The 16,709-nt window shown below is 50.8% G+C and carries 12 protein-coding genes; 1 reads left to right on the top strand and 11 read right to left on the bottom strand.

Annotation, left to right across the window (positions count from 1 at the left end):
- The first annotated feature begins 89 nt into the window (after positions 1-89).
- Positions 90-1,277 carry an MFS transporter gene (locus tag SCB77_RS12055; protein ID WP_320182258.1) on the top strand — a complete coding sequence of 396 codons (1,188 nt, stop codon included), beginning with the start codon at positions 90-92 and terminating at the stop codon, positions 1,275-1,277.
- On the opposite strand, the gene SCB77_RS12050 is transcribed toward SCB77_RS12055, so the two are convergent.
- From SCB77_RS12050 to SCB77_RS12000, 11 genes are all read right to left on the bottom strand, one after another.
- Positions 1,274-1,798: a GNAT family N-acetyltransferase gene (locus tag SCB77_RS12050; RefSeq protein WP_320182257.1), complete on the bottom strand. Its 525-nt coding sequence runs from the start codon at positions 1,796-1,798 to the stop codon at positions 1,274-1,276. The two genes, SCB77_RS12055 and SCB77_RS12050, sit on opposite strands and share 4 nt — an antisense overlap.
- Positions 1,799-1,877: 79 nt before the next feature.
- Positions 1,878-2,888, bottom strand: coding sequence for a LacI family DNA-binding transcriptional regulator (locus tag SCB77_RS12045; RefSeq protein ID WP_320182256.1), 1,011 nt, complete (start codon positions 2,886-2,888; stop codon positions 1,878-1,880).
- A 344-nt stretch (positions 2,889-3,232) separates the two neighbouring features.
- On the bottom strand, positions 3,233-4,852 hold the full coding sequence (locus SCB77_RS12040; protein ID WP_320182255.1) for an NADP-dependent glyceraldehyde-3-phosphate dehydrogenase: 1,620 nt from the start codon (positions 4,850-4,852) through the stop codon (positions 3,233-3,235).
- Between the two features lie 41 nt (positions 4,853-4,893).
- Positions 4,894-6,342: an MFS transporter gene (locus SCB77_RS12035; RefSeq protein WP_320182254.1), complete on the bottom strand. Its 1,449-nt coding sequence runs from the start codon at positions 6,340-6,342 to the stop codon at positions 4,894-4,896.
- 106 nt (positions 6,343-6,448) lie between these two features.
- Entirely contained in the window at positions 6,449-7,099 is a 651-nt protein-coding gene (locus SCB77_RS12030; protein ID WP_320182253.1) for a bifunctional 4-hydroxy-2-oxoglutarate aldolase/2-dehydro-3-deoxy-phosphogluconate aldolase, read from the bottom strand.
- On the bottom strand, positions 7,092-8,123 hold the full coding sequence (locus SCB77_RS12025) for a sugar kinase (protein ID WP_320182252.1): 1,032 nt from the start codon (positions 8,121-8,123) through the stop codon (positions 7,092-7,094). The genes SCB77_RS12030 and SCB77_RS12025 overlap by 8 nt, the downstream gene beginning before the upstream one ends.
- 3 nt (positions 8,124-8,126) lie before the next feature.
- Positions 8,127-9,530, bottom strand: coding sequence for a glucuronate isomerase (uxaC, locus tag SCB77_RS12020; protein ID WP_320182251.1), 1,404 nt, complete (start codon positions 9,528-9,530; stop codon positions 8,127-8,129).
- Positions 9,531-9,541: 11 nt separating this feature from the next.
- Entirely contained in the window at positions 9,542-11,188 is a 1,647-nt protein-coding gene (locus tag SCB77_RS12015; RefSeq protein WP_320182250.1) for a UxaA family hydrolase, read from the bottom strand.
- Positions 11,170-12,687 (bottom strand): tagaturonate reductase, encoded by a 1,518-nt coding sequence (locus tag SCB77_RS12010; protein ID WP_320182249.1) that lies wholly within the window; start codon positions 12,685-12,687, stop codon positions 11,170-11,172. The genes SCB77_RS12015 and SCB77_RS12010 overlap by 19 nt, the downstream gene beginning before the upstream one ends.
- 22 nt (positions 12,688-12,709) lie before the next feature.
- Positions 12,710-14,617 carry a glycoside hydrolase family 88 protein gene (locus SCB77_RS12005; RefSeq protein ID WP_320182248.1) on the bottom strand — a complete coding sequence of 636 codons (1,908 nt, stop codon included), beginning with the start codon at positions 14,615-14,617 and terminating at the stop codon, positions 12,710-12,712.
- An 18-nt stretch (positions 14,618-14,635) separates the two neighbouring features.
- A complete protein-coding gene (locus SCB77_RS12000; RefSeq protein ID WP_320182247.1) occupies positions 14,636-16,309 on the bottom strand; it encodes a glycoside hydrolase family 28 protein in 1,674 nt (557 codons plus the stop codon).
- Positions 16,310-16,709 lie beyond the last annotated feature (400 nt).

The following is a 16,709-nucleotide window of genomic DNA, read 5'->3' as shown; positions in this document are numbered from 1 at the left end:
CAGGTAAATGTTAAGGGTTTATGATGTATTACAAGTTACGCATTTTTTATTGGAAATTTGACGTAATTTTGCAGCAAACAGCCCATATCATGGAATCTTCTTCAAGCAGCCCATCGGCCTCCCACTTTCCCGAAAACAAACAACGCATCCGCCTTGCCGTATCCCTTTTTTACTTCGGGCAGGGATTGGCCTTCGCGAGCTGGGCAAGCCGCATCCCGATTATCAAGGCTCAGCTGCAACTTACAGAGGCTCAACTGGGAACGGTGCTCTTGATGTTGCCCATCGGGCAACTGATTACCATGCCGCTATCCGGTAAACTGGTTAGCAAGTATGGCAGCCATCGGCTGATGCCCATTGGCGCCCTGCTTTACCTCTTGGTGCTGTGCAGCATATCCTTTGCGCAAAATGCTTGGCACCTCGGCGGTGCGCTGCTGCTATTCGGCATCATCGGCAACATATGCAATATATCGGTCAATACCCAAGGAGTGCTTGCCGAGCGCATGTACCAAAAGTCCATTATGTCGTCGTTTCACGGCGCCTGGAGCATAGCCGGATTTACGGGTGCCCTTATAGGACTGGCTACACTCAATTTTCAGGTAAACACCTCCGTGCATTTCTATATCGTTACGGGCATGATGTTGCTCAACATCCTGCTAAACAGGAGCTACCTGCTGCAGGACCTCACTGGAACGGCTGAAAAAAAATCCTTTTCGTTCAAGCCCGATCGCTTGTTGATCTCTTTGGGTGTCATCGGCTTTTGCAGCATGGCTACCGAAGGCGCCATGTTTGACTGGAGTGGCGTATATTTCCACGACATTGTGAAAGCTCCCGACAGCCTAACCACCTTGGGCTATGCCGCCTTTATGGTGATGATGGCCACCGGTCGTTTTATTGGCGATGCCGTGATCAGCCGTATCGGCCGACAGCGCACCTTGCAGATCAGCGGTATCTTGATGTTTGTGGGCATGATGAGTGCCGTGGTCTTTCCACAGCTGATTTTCTGTACGCTCGCTTTTATGCTGGTGGGACTAGGCGTAGCCTGTAATGTGCCTTCCGTGTATTCGGTGGCGGGCACACACAAAACCATCTCTTCCGGCGTGGCGCTGGCCATGGTATCCAGCGTGAGCTACCTCGGCTTCTTGATGGGACCGCCATTGATCGGCTACATCGCCGAGATTTTGGATCTCCGCTACTCCTTTGGCGTATTTGCCTGTTTTGGCCTTTTGATGTTTGCGCTAACCAGCCGCTTGGCTGTTTTCAAAACACCCAAGGCTTAGAGCTTCTTATAGAAATAGGTGGTGCTGCAATAGTCACCATCAGGGAATAGCGCATATTCGGGGATGTCGCCCACCTTTATCCAGCCCAGCTTTTGGTAGAGAAAGGAGGCCGGGCTACCCGTTACGGTGTCCAGCACCAATATATGTTTTCCCTGTTTCTTGGCAGCTACTTCGATGGCCAGCAACAGCTGCTCGCCAATGCCCAAGCGCCGCGCTTGGCTATGCACCTGCATCTTTGCCACATCCGCGCGATGGGGCTGATTGTCGGGTTGGGCAACATGCAGCTGCACCGTGCCGATAACCTGACCGGTAGCATCGTCTGTCGCGATCAATAAAACAACCTTTTCCGCAAGTACCCGCTCGAATACATCCGCCCAGAAGAGACTGGCCTTTTCAAGGTTAAGATCGTCCATAAATCCGATGGAAGCATTGCCCGCCACCACATCCACGGTTAGGGCGGCTAGCCCTTTCAGCAGCTGCGCATCGTAAGCGCTGACTTGACGTATCGTATAATTTCTCATGCTATTTTGTTGGCTATTCGCATTTTTTGATCGCCTCGCCGTTGGCGATCGATGGACGATGATTGATCGGTGTAGGCTGCTATTTCTTGGCCAAGAGCGTTGTGGGCAGCACCACCGTTTCAAAGTCGACCGCCGCATGTTTGGCCTCGATCTGCTGGATCAGCAGCTCGGCTGCCCGCTGCCCCATGTCAAAGGCAGGCTGGCGAATTGCGGTAATGGTAGGCGAGAAGATGTTGACCACCTTGGAGTTCGTGAACCCCGCAATGGCCACCTGCTTAATCCTTTCGTCATACCGTTCGTTCATCACCTGTAGGTAACCCGTAGTCAATTTATCGCCCGAGATGAAAATACCGTCGTAGTCGGTTTCCGCCAGCTCTTCAACCACCTGCTCCAGCTCTCCTTGGTGCAAACCGCCATATTGGCAATATTTCACCAAGGCATCATCTACCTCTAGGCCATGCGCCAACAGCCCCATTTTGTAGCCCTCCAAGCGCTCCTTACTAATAGAGAGCCCCCGTGCACTCGTAAGATGCGCAATACGTGTACAGCCTTTTTGGGCAAGGTAGTGCACCGCATCGTAGCCACCCTGCTTGTTGTCGGCAATCACCCGATGCGCGGGGATAGTTGCGGGAACACGATCAAAGAAAACAATGGGAAAACCTTTCGCCATAAGATCCTGCAGGTAGCTGACATCGCTGGTCTCTGCCGAGAGCGCCATCAGCAAACCGTCGGTAGACCGCGAGTAGAGATGCTCCACATTGAGGCGCTCCCGCTCGGCCGACTCGTGGGTCTGCGAGATCACGACTTGGTAGTTCTTGCCATAGGCAACCGATTCAATACCGTCGATAACTTGCGAAAAGAAGTTGTTAGCAATCTCGCTCACAATAATACCTATGCTGTAACTCTTACGTTCCTTCAGGCTGCGCGCAATAGGGTTTGCGCGGTAGTTGATTTTCTCGGCATAGGCCATCACCAGCTTCTTGGTTTCCGCACTGATCTCGTAACTGTCGCGCAGTGCTCTAGATACCGTGGAAGGGGAAAGGTTTAAAGCCTTGGCAATATCTTTTATCGTATAGTTTTCGAACGCCATGATGAGTAAAATTACGTAATATACGTGATTTCATAAGGACATATGATAAAATTTATATCCAATACCCACAAGGCAATGTTGTTTGATTTCTTTAAAAAAGACGGCATTTAACGCCGTCTTTTTTATTTTTTATAAACTTAAAAGTTTGTATGAATTTGCTATTACGGCGATAAATGCCGTTATAATCAAGATACATAACTACCTTTCGTCATTGCGAGAAGGAGGAACGACGACGAAGCAATCTTAGAAAATCAAAATGCAGATTGCTTCGTCATACTTCCTCGCAATGACGCATTTTGATTTGATCAATTATCTTTTTGGACAGCCCGATCCAAAAGAAAAAATTAGAAAATATACTTTGTGCTCAGGAAGTTGGAGCTATTATCCCCCACAATCTCGTTCAGCAATTTCTTGTTCTTATCCGTATTCTTAGTGGCTACCAACGAACGTATAGAGAACGAGCGCAAGGCATCCACAACAGACAGCGTACCTTCGGCACTATCTTTACGCCCTGTAAAAGGGAACGTATCTGGACCACGCTGGCATTGGCTATTGACATTGACACGGCTCACTTGATTAACCAAGGGATCGATTAAGGACGAGACTACCGCCGCATTGTTGCTAAAGATACTCACCTGCTGTCCGTGCGAGGACTCAATGAGGTATTCGATTGGCTCTTCCAAATCGTCAAAAGGAACCACCGGAATCACCGGACCAAACTGCTCTTCGCGGTACAGCTTCATCTGCGCATTAACTGGATAAACAATAGCCGGGTAGAAGAACGAAGCCAAGGTCTCTCCACCATGCTCGTTCACCACTTTAGCGCCGTGGCTCTTCGCGTCTTCCAAGCATTCTGTTAGGTAGGCCGGCTTGTTGACCTCGGGCAGCGGGGTTAGCGCCACGCCTTGCTCCCAAGGCATACCATATTTCAGCTTGCCCACCTCTGCGCTCAGCCTTTTCAAAAACTCCTGTGCGATGCTACGGTGTACATAGATAATCTTAAGTGCCGTGCAGCGCTGCCCATTGAAGGAAAGCGAACCCAGCACCGTTTCTGAGACCGCAAGGTCGAGGTCGGCATCTTTGGTAACGATGGCCGCATTCTTGGCATCCAAGCCCAAGATAGCGCGCAGGCGATTTACACGAGGGTGCAACTTCTTCAGCTCATCGGCCACACGGCTAGAGCCGATCAGCGTGAGCACATTGATCTTGCCCGACTGCATCAGCTGTGGAACAATCTTGTTGCCCCGGCCATAAATGGTATTCACCACCCCCTTTGGAAAACTAGCCCGGAAGGCCTCCAGCAGGGGATAATGCAACAGCGTACCATGCTTTGGTGGTTTAAATAAAAGCGTATTGCCCATAATAAGCGCCGGGATAAGCGTAGTAAAGGTTTCATTCAACGGGTAGTTGAAGGGCCCCATACAAAGCACCACGCCCAAAGGCGAGCGGCGAATCTGCGCAATGATACCCTGCTCGATCTGGAAGCGCGAGGAATCGCGATCCACATCCTTCAACGCATCGATCGTGGCGTAGATATATTCCACCGTGCGGTCAAACTCCTTCACCGAATCTGTGTAGGACTTGCCGATCTCCCACATAATCAGCTTCACCACGATATCCTTTTTCTCGATCATCTGCTGCGTAAAACGCTCCACGCAGGCAATCCTATCAGCCACACTCATGGTGGGCCATTCGCCGCGACCATTATCATAAGCCTTCACCGCAGCATCCAAGGCCTCCATAGATTCCTTCTCCGTACATACCGGATAACTGCCGATACGCTTTCGTTGAATGCCATCTTTGGTTTTCACACAAATGGGCGAGAACACCTCGCTGACTTCGCCCGTCCAGGGCAACATCTCGCCATTCGACAAGAACTCGCGCTGGTCGATCTGTTCTTGCAGGGCATATTCTACGGGGATATCTTCATCCCCGTAGAATATGCTTTCTAAATCTAACTGCATGGTTAAAATTATTTAGGTAGGTATTAAAATAAGTCGATCTTTTAGTCGGTGATCACCTGCATGCGCGGCACCAAAGTCTTCATCACCGTCCAGGCGATCAGGTAAGCCACGGCACAGAAGGAAAACACGATAAAATAACCAGCCTCTTCACCTTGAAAGCCCATAAAGGCCATCTGTGTTTCCTTGGCATGGTCAAACAGCTTGCCCGAAAAGAAGTTGATAAAGGTGGAGCCCACACCGCCGGCCAAACCGCCAATACCGGTAACGGTAGCAATGGCGCGCCGCGGAAACATGTCGCCCACGGTAGAGAAAATATTGGCCGACCACGATTGGTGCGCTGCACCAGCCAAGCCGATCAACAGCACGGGAATCCAATAAGAGATATGCCCCAAAGGCTGCGCAAACAATACCGCCAACGGCACAAAGGCGAAGATAAGCATGGACTTCATACGGCCATCGTAGGGGTTAAGACCTTTTTTATCCACAAAGTAGCTGGGCAACCAGCCCCCGATAATCGATAGTAACGTAATCAAATAGAGCACAAAGATGGCCAACTGCCCCTGTGTGTCCGACGATTTGATATCATACACTGCCGAAAGATAGGCCGGCATCCAGAATAGGAAGAACCACCACACCCCATCGGTCATAAATTTACCGAAGGCAAAGGCCCATGTTTGCTTGTACTTAAAGCAGGCTCCCAAAGACATTTTTTTCTTGACCACAGGCACCGCCACTTCGGGCGTCGTTTCCTCTTCGTGGTCGCCATCCTGCATGATGTAAGCTAGTTCGGCAGCGTTGACCTTGGGGTTGCGGTGGGGCTTCTTGTATAGAAATACCCAAAAGCCCATCCATACAAAGCCCAAGGCACCAATGATAATAAAGGACATTTCCCATCCCCAGTAGGCCGCGATAACCGGAATGGTCAAGGGAGCCGCTAAGGCACCGATGGTAGCACCAGCATTGAAGATACTGGTGGCCAATGCCCGGTCTTTCTTGGGAAAGTACTCGGCCGTAGCCTTAATGGCAGCAGGGAAATTTCCGGCTTCACCCACGGCCAGCACAAAGCGCGCAAAGATAAAAAGGACGACACTGACACTGATAACACGGGCAACATCATTGACCTGCCCTATGGCATGCTTGGCACCTTCGAAGCCCACAAACCATTCGCCAGCCACAATACCTGAGGTAGCGATGCCACAGAAAGCGTGCAGAATAGCACCTATAGACCATATACCGATGGCCCAAAGAAAGCCTTTTTTGGTATCCATCCAATCGACGAAAGGCCCCGCGAAGAGCATACTTACGGCGTAGAAAATAGAAAACAGCGCCGTGATAAGGCCATAGTCGCTATTGGTCCAGTGAAATTCGGGGCTGATGAAATCCTTCCAAGTGAGTGAAAGCACCTGTCGGTCCATGTAGTTTATCGTGGTTGCGAAAAACAGAAGGGCGCATATGGTCCATCTGTAGTTTCCCTTTTTATCATTCGTCATTGGTAGCTTGGAAATTAAAACGTTAAAATAAAAATATCAAAAATTGTGGTTTACGAAGTATAGGTTTATAGTTGCGCTGCGCCCGCAAAGCGCGCAGCGCAACGGATTAATGTTGTTGAGCCTGCTTGACCAAGGCCAAGGCTTGCGCTGTTCTTTCGGCGAGTCCCTCCACACGCTTCGGATCGATCAGCTTGCTGCCCATACCGACGGCACATACACCGGCCTTGAACCAGTCCGTAAGGTTGCCAATCTCTAGATCGACGCCCCCAGTCGGGATAAACAGCTGCCCCTTAAAGAGCTCGCGGATGGCCGACAGAAAGCCAGGCCCCAAGATATTGGCCGGAAAAAGCTTAATTAGGGAAGCACCATGGCTTTGCGCAAAGGCGATTTCCGTAGGCGTCATACAGCCCGGCACCCACAGGAGCCCCGCGTTGTGCACCAGCTCGCCCACGGCAGGCGTTACAATGGGCGCCACAATAAAATCGGCCCCCAAGGCCAAAAACTGCTCGGCTTCCTCGGTATTCTTGATGGTGCCAATGCCCAAGTAGAGCCCCGGCATATCGGCATCACGCGCCTCAACCAGCGCTTGGAATACGGCACCGGCCTCGGCACCTCGGTTGGTAAATTCGAAAACACGGATGCCTGCAGCATATAGGGTGTGCACGATGGTCACACTCTCCTGCGCATCTGCATGGAAGAACAGAGGAAGCATCCCCTGCGTTAAAATAGCGTCTAAAACCGCTTGTTTCTTACTCATGTTTAATTCTTTTTTCTATGTCCGACACTGAACTTACGGTTGCGTCGCTCGGGATAAACAGCTTATCATAAGCGGCGGCGGTAGCAAATTCGAGCGTATAACTGGCGTCCTGTTCGTGATAAAGGCCGTAGATCAGTCCTGCCATAAAGCAATCACCGCTACCGACCTTATCTACAATGCTTTCGGAAAGATACTCATTTGAAACCAAAAGTCCGTCCTGTCCATACAGGCTGGTATAATATTTTATGCCTTTTTCGAGGTGGTCAAATCGAAACGTGTTGGCCACATAGCGGCAACGCGGATAGCGCGCCCTAAGCTCGGCACTGCTGCGCTCGGCCTGCGCCAATAGCGCCTCCTTGGGGTACTGCGATTGGCTTACCTTAAACTGATCGTCCAAACTCGTGCCCAGCATCTGCTGTGCCGCCCAGATATTGCCCATGATCACATCGCAATACGCCGCCAGTTGCGGCATGACCTCGATGGGCTCTTGGCCATATTTCCAAAGCTTGGCGCGGTAGTTTAAGTCTAGCGACACCGTGATTCCTTTGCGTTGGCAAGCCTGCACGGCATCCAAACAGATCTCGGCGATCGTGGCATTGATGGCTGGGCAAATGGCCGAAAAGTGAAACCAACTGACGCCCTCGAGCAGCGCATCCCAATCTACATCGCTCCGCTTCAGGCTGGCAAATGCGGAGCCTGCCCGATCATAGACCACAGCAGCATGCTTCACATCCTTGCCCTGCGGCAGGTAGTAGATGCCGATGCGCTCGCCCTGCCAGCACATGGCCGATAGGTCCAGTCCCTTGCCCAACAGGTGCTGCGCTATACCTTCGCTAATGGCATTGCTCGGCATAGCCGACATATAGGCCGAGGGAAGGCCCCACAAGGACAAGGCTGTGGCTACATTCAGCTCGGCACCGCCCACGTAAAAGGGCAATTGCCCAGCAGCTACCCAATCTGTCGTTAGATCTGGGCAGATGCGCAGCAATATTTCACCGAAGCTGAGTATTTTCCCTTGTGCCATCCCCTATTTAAAATTGAAATATTCCTTGGCATTGTGGTAGCTGATATCGCTCACGATCTTGCCAATCCATTCCAGATCATTGGGCAGTTCACCCTTCTCGATATCCTCACCGAAGATATCACAGATCAAACGGCGGAAGTACTCGTGCCGAGGGAAGGAAAGAAAGCTGCGCGAGTCGGTCAACATACCCACCAATCGGCTCAACAAGCCCATGTTGGACAGCGCATTGATTTGCTTGGTCATGCCGTCTTTCTGGTCTAAGAACCACCAAGCCGAGCCAAACTGCACCTTACCTTTCACCGAGCCGTCATTGAAGTTACCGATCATGGTTGCCATCAGCTCATTATCCGCCGGGTTGAGGTTATAGAGGATGGTCTTGGCCAACTGATCCTGGTTATCCAGTCGGTTAAGGAACTTCGAAAGCGCCCTTGCCTGGCTGAAATCGCCAATGGAATCCCATCCCGTATCGGGGCCGTTGGCGCGCAACATGCGCGCATTGTTATTGCGCAGGGCGCCCAAGTGGTACTGCTGCACCCATCCTTTTTCGTGATCCCACTCGGCAAACTGCACCAGCATTGCAGACTTGAATTTCAGGTTTTCTACATAGGTCAAATCCTGCCCAGTTCTGATCTTCTGAAAAATAGTAGCAATCTCTTGGTCGGTATAATCCTCGGCATAAATCTGCTCTAACCCGTGGTCAGATACCGAGCATCCATTTTGGGCAAAGAAATCATGGCGAGCCTTCAAGGCATCGAGGTAATCTTGGTAGCTGCTGATCGACCGGTTGGTTACCTCCTCCACCTGCCCAATATAAGCGTTCAGCGCCGAGGGGTCGTCGCTGTTCATCGCTTTATCCGGACGGAAGGCAGGCAGCATCTTGAAGCTATCCTGCTCTTGGGCAAACTGCTGGTGGAAGTTCAGCGCATCAATAGGATCATCGGTGGTGCATACCACCTCCACGTTCATGCGCTTCAACAGGCCACGCACATCATAGCCCGGTTCGGCCAGCTTTGCCGCCGTCTCCTCGTAAATCTTCTCCGCCGTTTTGGGCGATAAAAGATCGGTGATGCCGAAATAGCGCTGCAGCTCGAGGTGTGTCCAATGATACAGTGGATTGCGCAACGTATAAGGCACCGTCTCGGCCCATTTCAAAAACTTGTCCTTATCGGAGGCATCGCCGGTGATATATTTTTCGGATACGCCGTTGGTGCGCATTGCCCGCCACTTGTAGTGGTCACCGTTCAGCCATACCTGGCTGATGTTTTCAAAACGGCTGTTATTGGCAATCTGCTCGGGTATCAAATGATTATGGTAGTCAATGATGGGCTGGTTCTTCGCAAACTGATGGTAAAGATCCTGCGCCGTCTTGCTCTGCAATAAAAAATTGTCGTCTAAAAATGCTTTCATGTCTCTTTGTTTTATAGACTTACACCCCTTTTCCAAGGGATAAAGTCGTCTTGATTTAACTGTACAGCTTTGGGGATCACCTCTCCGCTGGCCGCTTTGATACAATATTCGAGGATATCCTCGCCCATTTGTTCAATGGTTTTCTCGCCATCGATAATGGCGCCTGTATTGATATCGATGATATCGGCCATGCGTGTGGCTAGGGCATTGTTGGTGGCCACTTTGATAACCGGACAGATCGGGTTGCCGGTCGGCGTACCCAAGCCTGTGGTAAACAAGATCAAGGTAGCGCCCGAAGCTGTTTTGCCGGTCGTCGCCTCGACATCATTGCCGGGTGTACACACCAGATTAAGCCCCGGCTTGGTGGCCTCTTCGGTATAGTCGAGCACATCCACCACGGGCGAGTTGCCGCCCTTCTTGGCCGCACCGGTACTTTTTATGGCATCGGTGATCAAACCGTCGCGGATATTGCCGGGCGAGGGGTTCATGTGGAAGCCGGAGCCTACATTTTCGGCCGCTTGGCTGTAAGCACCCATCAGCGCCATAAATTTATGCGCCGCCTGGGGTTCGATGGTGCGATCGATCAGATTTTGCTCGGCACCGCAGAGCTCCGGAAACTCGGCCAACAGCACCTTGCCGCCCAAGGCCACCAACAGGTCGGAGGTGTAGCCCACCGCCGGATTGGCCGAGATGCCACTGAAGCCATCACTACCCCCACACTTCACGCCTAAGGTAAGCTTGCTCAATGGTGCCGGCTGGCGAGTAAACTTATTGATTTCCACCAAGCCCGTAAAGGTTTTTTGTATCGCTTCCTTGATCAGCTGCTCTTCACTTTTGGACTGCTGCTGCTCAAAGACAAACATGGGCTTATCAAATTGTGGATTGCGCGCCTTGATATCGGCCAGCAGGTCCGTGAGCTGCAGGTTTTGGCAGCCCAAGCTCAATACGGTCACACCAGCCACATTGGGATGATCGGCATAGGCTGCCAACAGCTTGCCCAGCACCGCGGCATCCTGCCGAATGCCACCGCAGCCCCCTTGGTGATTTAAAAACTTGATGCCATCGACATTTTTGAATACCCGATTTTGCTTATGCGTGATCACGCTCAGCGCATCCGGAGAAAGCTGCTCGATATCTTGGCCTTCTTCGTAAGCGGCCAACAGCTCGTGCGTGAAAGCACGGTATTTGCCCGTTACCGAATAGCCCAGCTCATTGTACAAGGCTTCTTTGATGACGTCAAGGTTCCTGTTTTCACAGAATACCGTCGGAATGAACAACCAGTAGTTGGCGGTACCTACACGCCCATCGCTACGCAGGTAGCCATTGAAGGTGCGCCCTGCAAAGCGGGAAACATCTGGAGCCTCCCAATGGTAGTTGTATGGCCGAAACGTATAGGGGTCGGCCGCATGTTTGGTATTATCGGTGTTCATCAATCCGCCACGCGGAATGGCATATTGTGCTTTGCCCACCAGCACGCCGTACATGTAGATCTCATCGGCGGGCTGCATATCCTGCATAAAAAACTTATGCTTGGCCGGGATAGCATCGACCAATTGATAATCTATTCCTTCAAATTCGATCACTTCGCCCTGGGCGAGATCCTGCAAGGCCACCAGCACATTGTCCTTGGGGTGTATCCTTAATATTCTACTGGCCATGCTGTATTTAGCTTTTCCATTGTTTTCAATACGCCCGATGCGTTGATCTCGTCCAAATAATGTTGTACGGTGGATGCAAATTCTGGGTATTTGGTTAAATCTTTGCCCCAAAGGCTTTCATCGCTGAGTGCATGCTGCACGAGACTGTTGGGTTCTTTCCAGTATTCCTGCAGTTGCGGCGCAAACTCGTCTTGCAAGGTGACGCTGCCAGCCGGTAGCTGCTGCACATATTTACCATCTGCTTGCTGCGTATCCATAAACTTGAGGTAGGCCGCAAAGCCGAGCGCAAAATGCTGGGGTGGCACCAGGTTTTTGCTGTACCATTTATCCAACAGCGCGATATTGCGCATATTCATCTTGGAGGTAAAGTTGAGGGCTATATTTTCCCAGCGGTGATCCAAAAAGGGATTGCTAAAGCGATCGATCACACTGCTGGAGAAGGCGTCTACATCCTGCTGCTCGATATAGGGATCTAGAATAGCCTTGCCAATTTCCTGCTGCATAAGCCCGCGGACAAACTGCTTGAAGGTGCTATTGTTCATCGCTTCCTTGACGGTGCTAAAACCACTCCACAACGCAGCCGCACAACTTAAAGTATGCGTTCCGTTGAGTAAGCGAAGCTTGATTTCTTTAAACTTGTCGATAGAAGGCACCAATACAATACCGGCATCTACCGGTGCGAAGGAAAGTTTCTCGCGCACGCGCGCCGAATCGGTCTCGATGGCCCATAGGCTGAAAGGCTCGGCCATAATCATCAGCTCGTCCTGATAACCCAAGAGCGCTTCCGTGGCCGCCTGCTCCGCCGCGGGCAAGCGCCCCGGCACGATACGATCTACCAAGGTATTGCAAAAGTCGTTGGCCTCTTCTAGCCAAACGACAAAGGCCGTTTCGAGGTTGTTCTGTGCGGCCAAGCTCAATAAGATTTTCTTCAGCTTTTGCGCATTGTCCGAGATCAATTCGGTAGGCAAAATCACCAATCCCTTTTCGGGATCGCCCTTGAAATAGCCATAGCGCTCATACAGGAAGGCCAACAATTTTCCGGGAAAGGAGGCCGGTGGCGCATCGGTCAATTGATCATTGCTCATTACAATGCCCACCTCGGTGGTATTGGAAAACACAGCCTGCAGGTCCGGATTTTTAGCAGCCTCTAAAATGCTACTCCAGTCTGTAGAAGCAGATAGCACGCGCGAGATGGCATTGTTTAGCGTATACTGCACCACTTCCTGCCCATCTTTCTTTCCTTTGATGCAGAGGGTATATAGCCCATCTTGCTGCTCGAAGGCATCGGCACCAGACGAGCTGGTCGACTTCACCACTAAAATGCGTCCGTTGAACAGGCCTTGCTTATTAGCCTGATCGACGTAATAATCTGGCAGACCGCGCAACAGCACCCCTGTACCAAATTGCAGCACACGCTCGGGCAGCGCAAAGGAGTCTGCCGCAGGCAACTGCACATCCGCCGATGTGATTTTCTCTAAATTTTCTCTTGAAAGCAACATTATACGATTCCTATTTCCTTAATTATTTTGTCTGTTTTATCAACCAGCTCACCAATTCGTTGGCTGCATCAAAGTTTTGAAACTCGGCTGGCAGCTTACGTCCATCCGTATATTCATTGTATAGCCAAGGGTCGCCGATAGCGAATACCGTGCCTTTGCCATACTTGGCTGTCACGATAATATTATCGCCCTTATCCTGCACGGTTGCTTTGGCAGGATCTTTCACCTGCATGGTGGATATCTCTTTGATATATATCTTTTTCGTGCGATCGAAAATGCCCGTTCCGGCCGGTATCTGTATAGCGCCCATCTCGAACTGATCGCCCTGCACGCGGTTGCGGCTATCTTCATTGAAGGTAATGCCAAACTGCTGCGGCAGGATATTGAACTTGCTGATCTCGCAGTTGCCGGCATCGTTTAAGAAGAGCACCAACACGCCCCCTTTATGCACCCACTTGGCAATCTCCTTGGCTTGGGCCTCGGTCATAAAGTTCGGCTTCTCGGTTTCCTTCTCCGTATCGGGATCCACGATCACGTAGATCTTGCTCTTCGCTAAGTTTTGGCTTGTCGGAGCATCCGGCAGGGTATGCAAGGCAGCACCGTGCTGCTCAAAAATACGCCCCAAGAGGGAGAAGCCATTGTTATCATCGCCATTCCATAGGTAGTGGTAAGGCTCCATCTGCCCGCTAGGGCCTTTCTTAAATTCTTTGTTGTAGAAATTATCGAGGGTAACGAGTACCTTCTTCTTCGGCTGGGGCTTCTTGGCAAATTCCACTTCGGAGGAAGCCAAGATAAAGGCGCCCACACCTTTGGGGTCGTTGCTGCGGATAGGCTCGCTCATGTAATATTCAAAGCTACCATCGCGATATTTTTTGCCGCCCAAGCCCGATACCTCCACGACGCGGTTAAGATCTACGCGGTCTGGCCCGGCCGGCGTCACAAACTCCTTCAGCAGGCCTGCATAGCCCTTGTCCACATTTTTTTGGAAAGAGGCTTTAACATATCCTTTACGAACGGCTTTGGCCATCGCATAAACAAACATGCTGGAAGCCGAAGCCTCCACATAGTTGCCTTCGCGTGTACCGAGGTCGATCACATCAAACCATACGCCTGTTTTAGGATCTTGAAACTTGGCTGCAGCGGTTAAGGTGCGCGTCAAGATGGCGAGCAACTCGCCGCGCCGAGGGTGGTCTTGCGGAAAATTGTCGAGCACATCAACAAGAGCCATGGCAAACCAGCCCATTCCGCGACCCCAGAAATGCTTGGAAAGCCCCGTATTGGGATCTGCCCAGCGCTCTTGGCGTGATTCATCCCAACCATGGTACAAGAGGCCGGTCTTGCTATCGCGCGCATGGTTTTCCATATAGGTAAACTGGTTGACCACATCATCATAAATGCTCGGTATGTTCATCAAGGCCGCATATTCGGTATAGAAGGGTTGTGCCATATACAATCCATCCAGCCACATTTGGTAAGGATAAATCTGCTTATGCCAAAAGCCCCCTTCCTTAGTGCGGGGATGCGACTTCAATTGGGTGTACAGCTTCTCGCTGGCTTTTAGGTATTTGGGATTTCCGGTTACCTTATACAGGAATAATAGAGAACGACCGTTCTTTACATGATCGATATTGTATTCTGTGGCTTTATAATTGCGGATATCCCCATCTTTGGATATAAACTGATCCATCGATTTTTGGATGTAATCAAAATAGGCGCCATCGCCGGTGTTGCGCCACACTTCGGCCACACCTTCTAGCACCACGCCCATGTCGTAGGTCCAAGTAGGTCCCTTCTCGGGATTGGTGAACCGTGCATCTTTAAATAACTTGTCGATGGCCGTCAGTGCCATCTGCTCGGAAACCGCCTTTTGGGCCTTCAGCACCGGCATAGACAAGAACAAACAAAGTATAAGGATGATATGCTTTTTCATTTTGTTGAAGTATCTTTTTTAGGGTTTAATAGTTAGTGCATTCTTTTTCGCGTTGCCTGAAAGACGGCTTTGCTGTTTCACTTGCTGTACATCTGTTGCGCGCAGCACGATGCCTTTGCTGCTTTCGCCTGTCAACTCGATCAATAGATCGGTGGGGTTTACGGGCTTTAAGCCTTCTACCAGCACATTTTCGCTGTTGTCAATATGCACAAGCGGACTGGATTCCTGACTGGCCAAGGTGATATCTTTCAATACAATATCCGAGGCTTCCATAATCTCTATCCCTTTCTTGGCCGAGATCTGCGCATGCTCTATAAGCACATTCTTGATAGGCATCTCGGGCAAGCCTCGCAGGAAGATTCCTTTATCGGCTCCATGGACATGCACATTGCGGATCACAAAGTTTTGAAAGCGGGGCGTTTCCTCGGTAACAGGGCGCTTCACCACAGTGACGGCCTGCTTCTGCTCGCCAACCAAAGGAACGGGATCTACCGCTGCATAGTACATATCGAAGAGGATGGCCTCGCCGGGAATATCCACCATATTGATGTTGTTGATAAAGATATTCTCCACCAAGCCGCCACGACCACGGGTGGTCTTGAAGCGCAGGCCGATATCGGTACCGATAAACGAACAGTTTTCTACCCATATGTTGCGGGCACCACCGCTCATCTCGCTGCCTATCACAAAACCGCCATGGGCATGGTAAACGATGTTATTGCGGATGATTACATTCTCCGTGGGCATGCCGCGATCGCGACCAGCCTTATCTCTTCCCGATTTGATGCAAATACCGTCATCGCCCACATCAAAGGTGCAGTCTTCCACCAACACATTCTTGCAGGACTCGATATCCAAGCCATCGCCATTTTGGGCATACCAAGGGTTGCGCACCAGCAGCTTGCGCACCGTGAGATCTTCGCACATCAAGGGATGCAGGTTCCAGGCGGGCGAATTTTGTATGGTGACGCCCTCCAACAGCACCCGCTTGCACTGGGTAAACACCAACAGGTTGGGGCGCAGAAAATCTTTCACATCTTGAAAATCTGCCGCTGTTGTGCCCGGGCGCATAACGCCGGCCTTCTTTTGCTGCGCACCACGTAGCGATCCTTCGGAAGGATACCAGATATTCGATTTACTATCGACCACACCACCCGAAGAAATCAACTTCTTCCATTGCGATTCGGTCATCTTGCTGCGCTTTACCATACGCCAAGCGCCGCCATTACCATCGATGATACCCGTACCGGTGATGGCTATATTTTCTAGATTTTTTCCTGAAATGGGGTTTTGGTTACGCCAAGCCGGTTCGCCCTCCCAATTGGATTCCACCAGCTTGTACTGATTGAAATCATCGGAAAACAACAAAATGGCCTCCCGCGAGATGTGCAGGTTGACGTTGCTTTTCATTTCGATAGGGCCGCTTAGCCATAGGCCTGCAGGGAGCGATACCACAGCACCTCCCTTTGCGCTTGCCGCGGCAATAGCGCTATTGATGGCTTCGGTATTGAGAAATTGTCCATCGCCTTTGCCTCCAAAATCGGCAATAAATAAGGTGTCTTTTGGAAAGCTGGCTTGCTGAACGATAGGACGCGCGGGCTCTTGTGCCCATAAAGAAGAAAGGCTCAGGAGGCCAAGCAGCAAAACGGCCGCCGGTCTAAAACTATCCCCTTTTATTTTTTTTCTTATCATTTTTTTAGCTGTGCTTAAAATTGGTAGCGATTGTTTTAACAAGTCTACATGCTTTGCCTGTGATTGTAAAGAAAAAACTATGCAATCGTTACCGGAATTCCCTATCCTGCGCGATGACCGACGAGGCACACCAAGCGCCCAAAACCACTGATAACAAGCTCTTTTGCACCTTTGCTAGCAGAAGCCGACGCCGCCCTTTGACACGACTTTGTGACAAAGCATCCTCGCCTGCATACACAGGTGCTACCCACAAATTTTGGTTGACACACAAAAATGGAACGCGTATAAGGCTTAAGTTTTCTATCACACAAGCTACTTCCTAGCAACTGGCTGCCCGGAAATTTACTCAATAATTTTGGTTTTACTTTGCATTGGCCCCTAAATTAAAAACGCAAACGTT

Source organism: Sphingobacterium bambusae (assembly GCF_033955345.1).
Classification (GTDB): domain Bacteria; phylum Bacteroidota; class Bacteroidia; order Sphingobacteriales; family Sphingobacteriaceae; genus Sphingobacterium; species Sphingobacterium bambusae.
The sequence above is the reverse complement of the archived record's forward strand: the minus strand, read 5'-3'. Positions and strand labels throughout refer to the sequence as shown.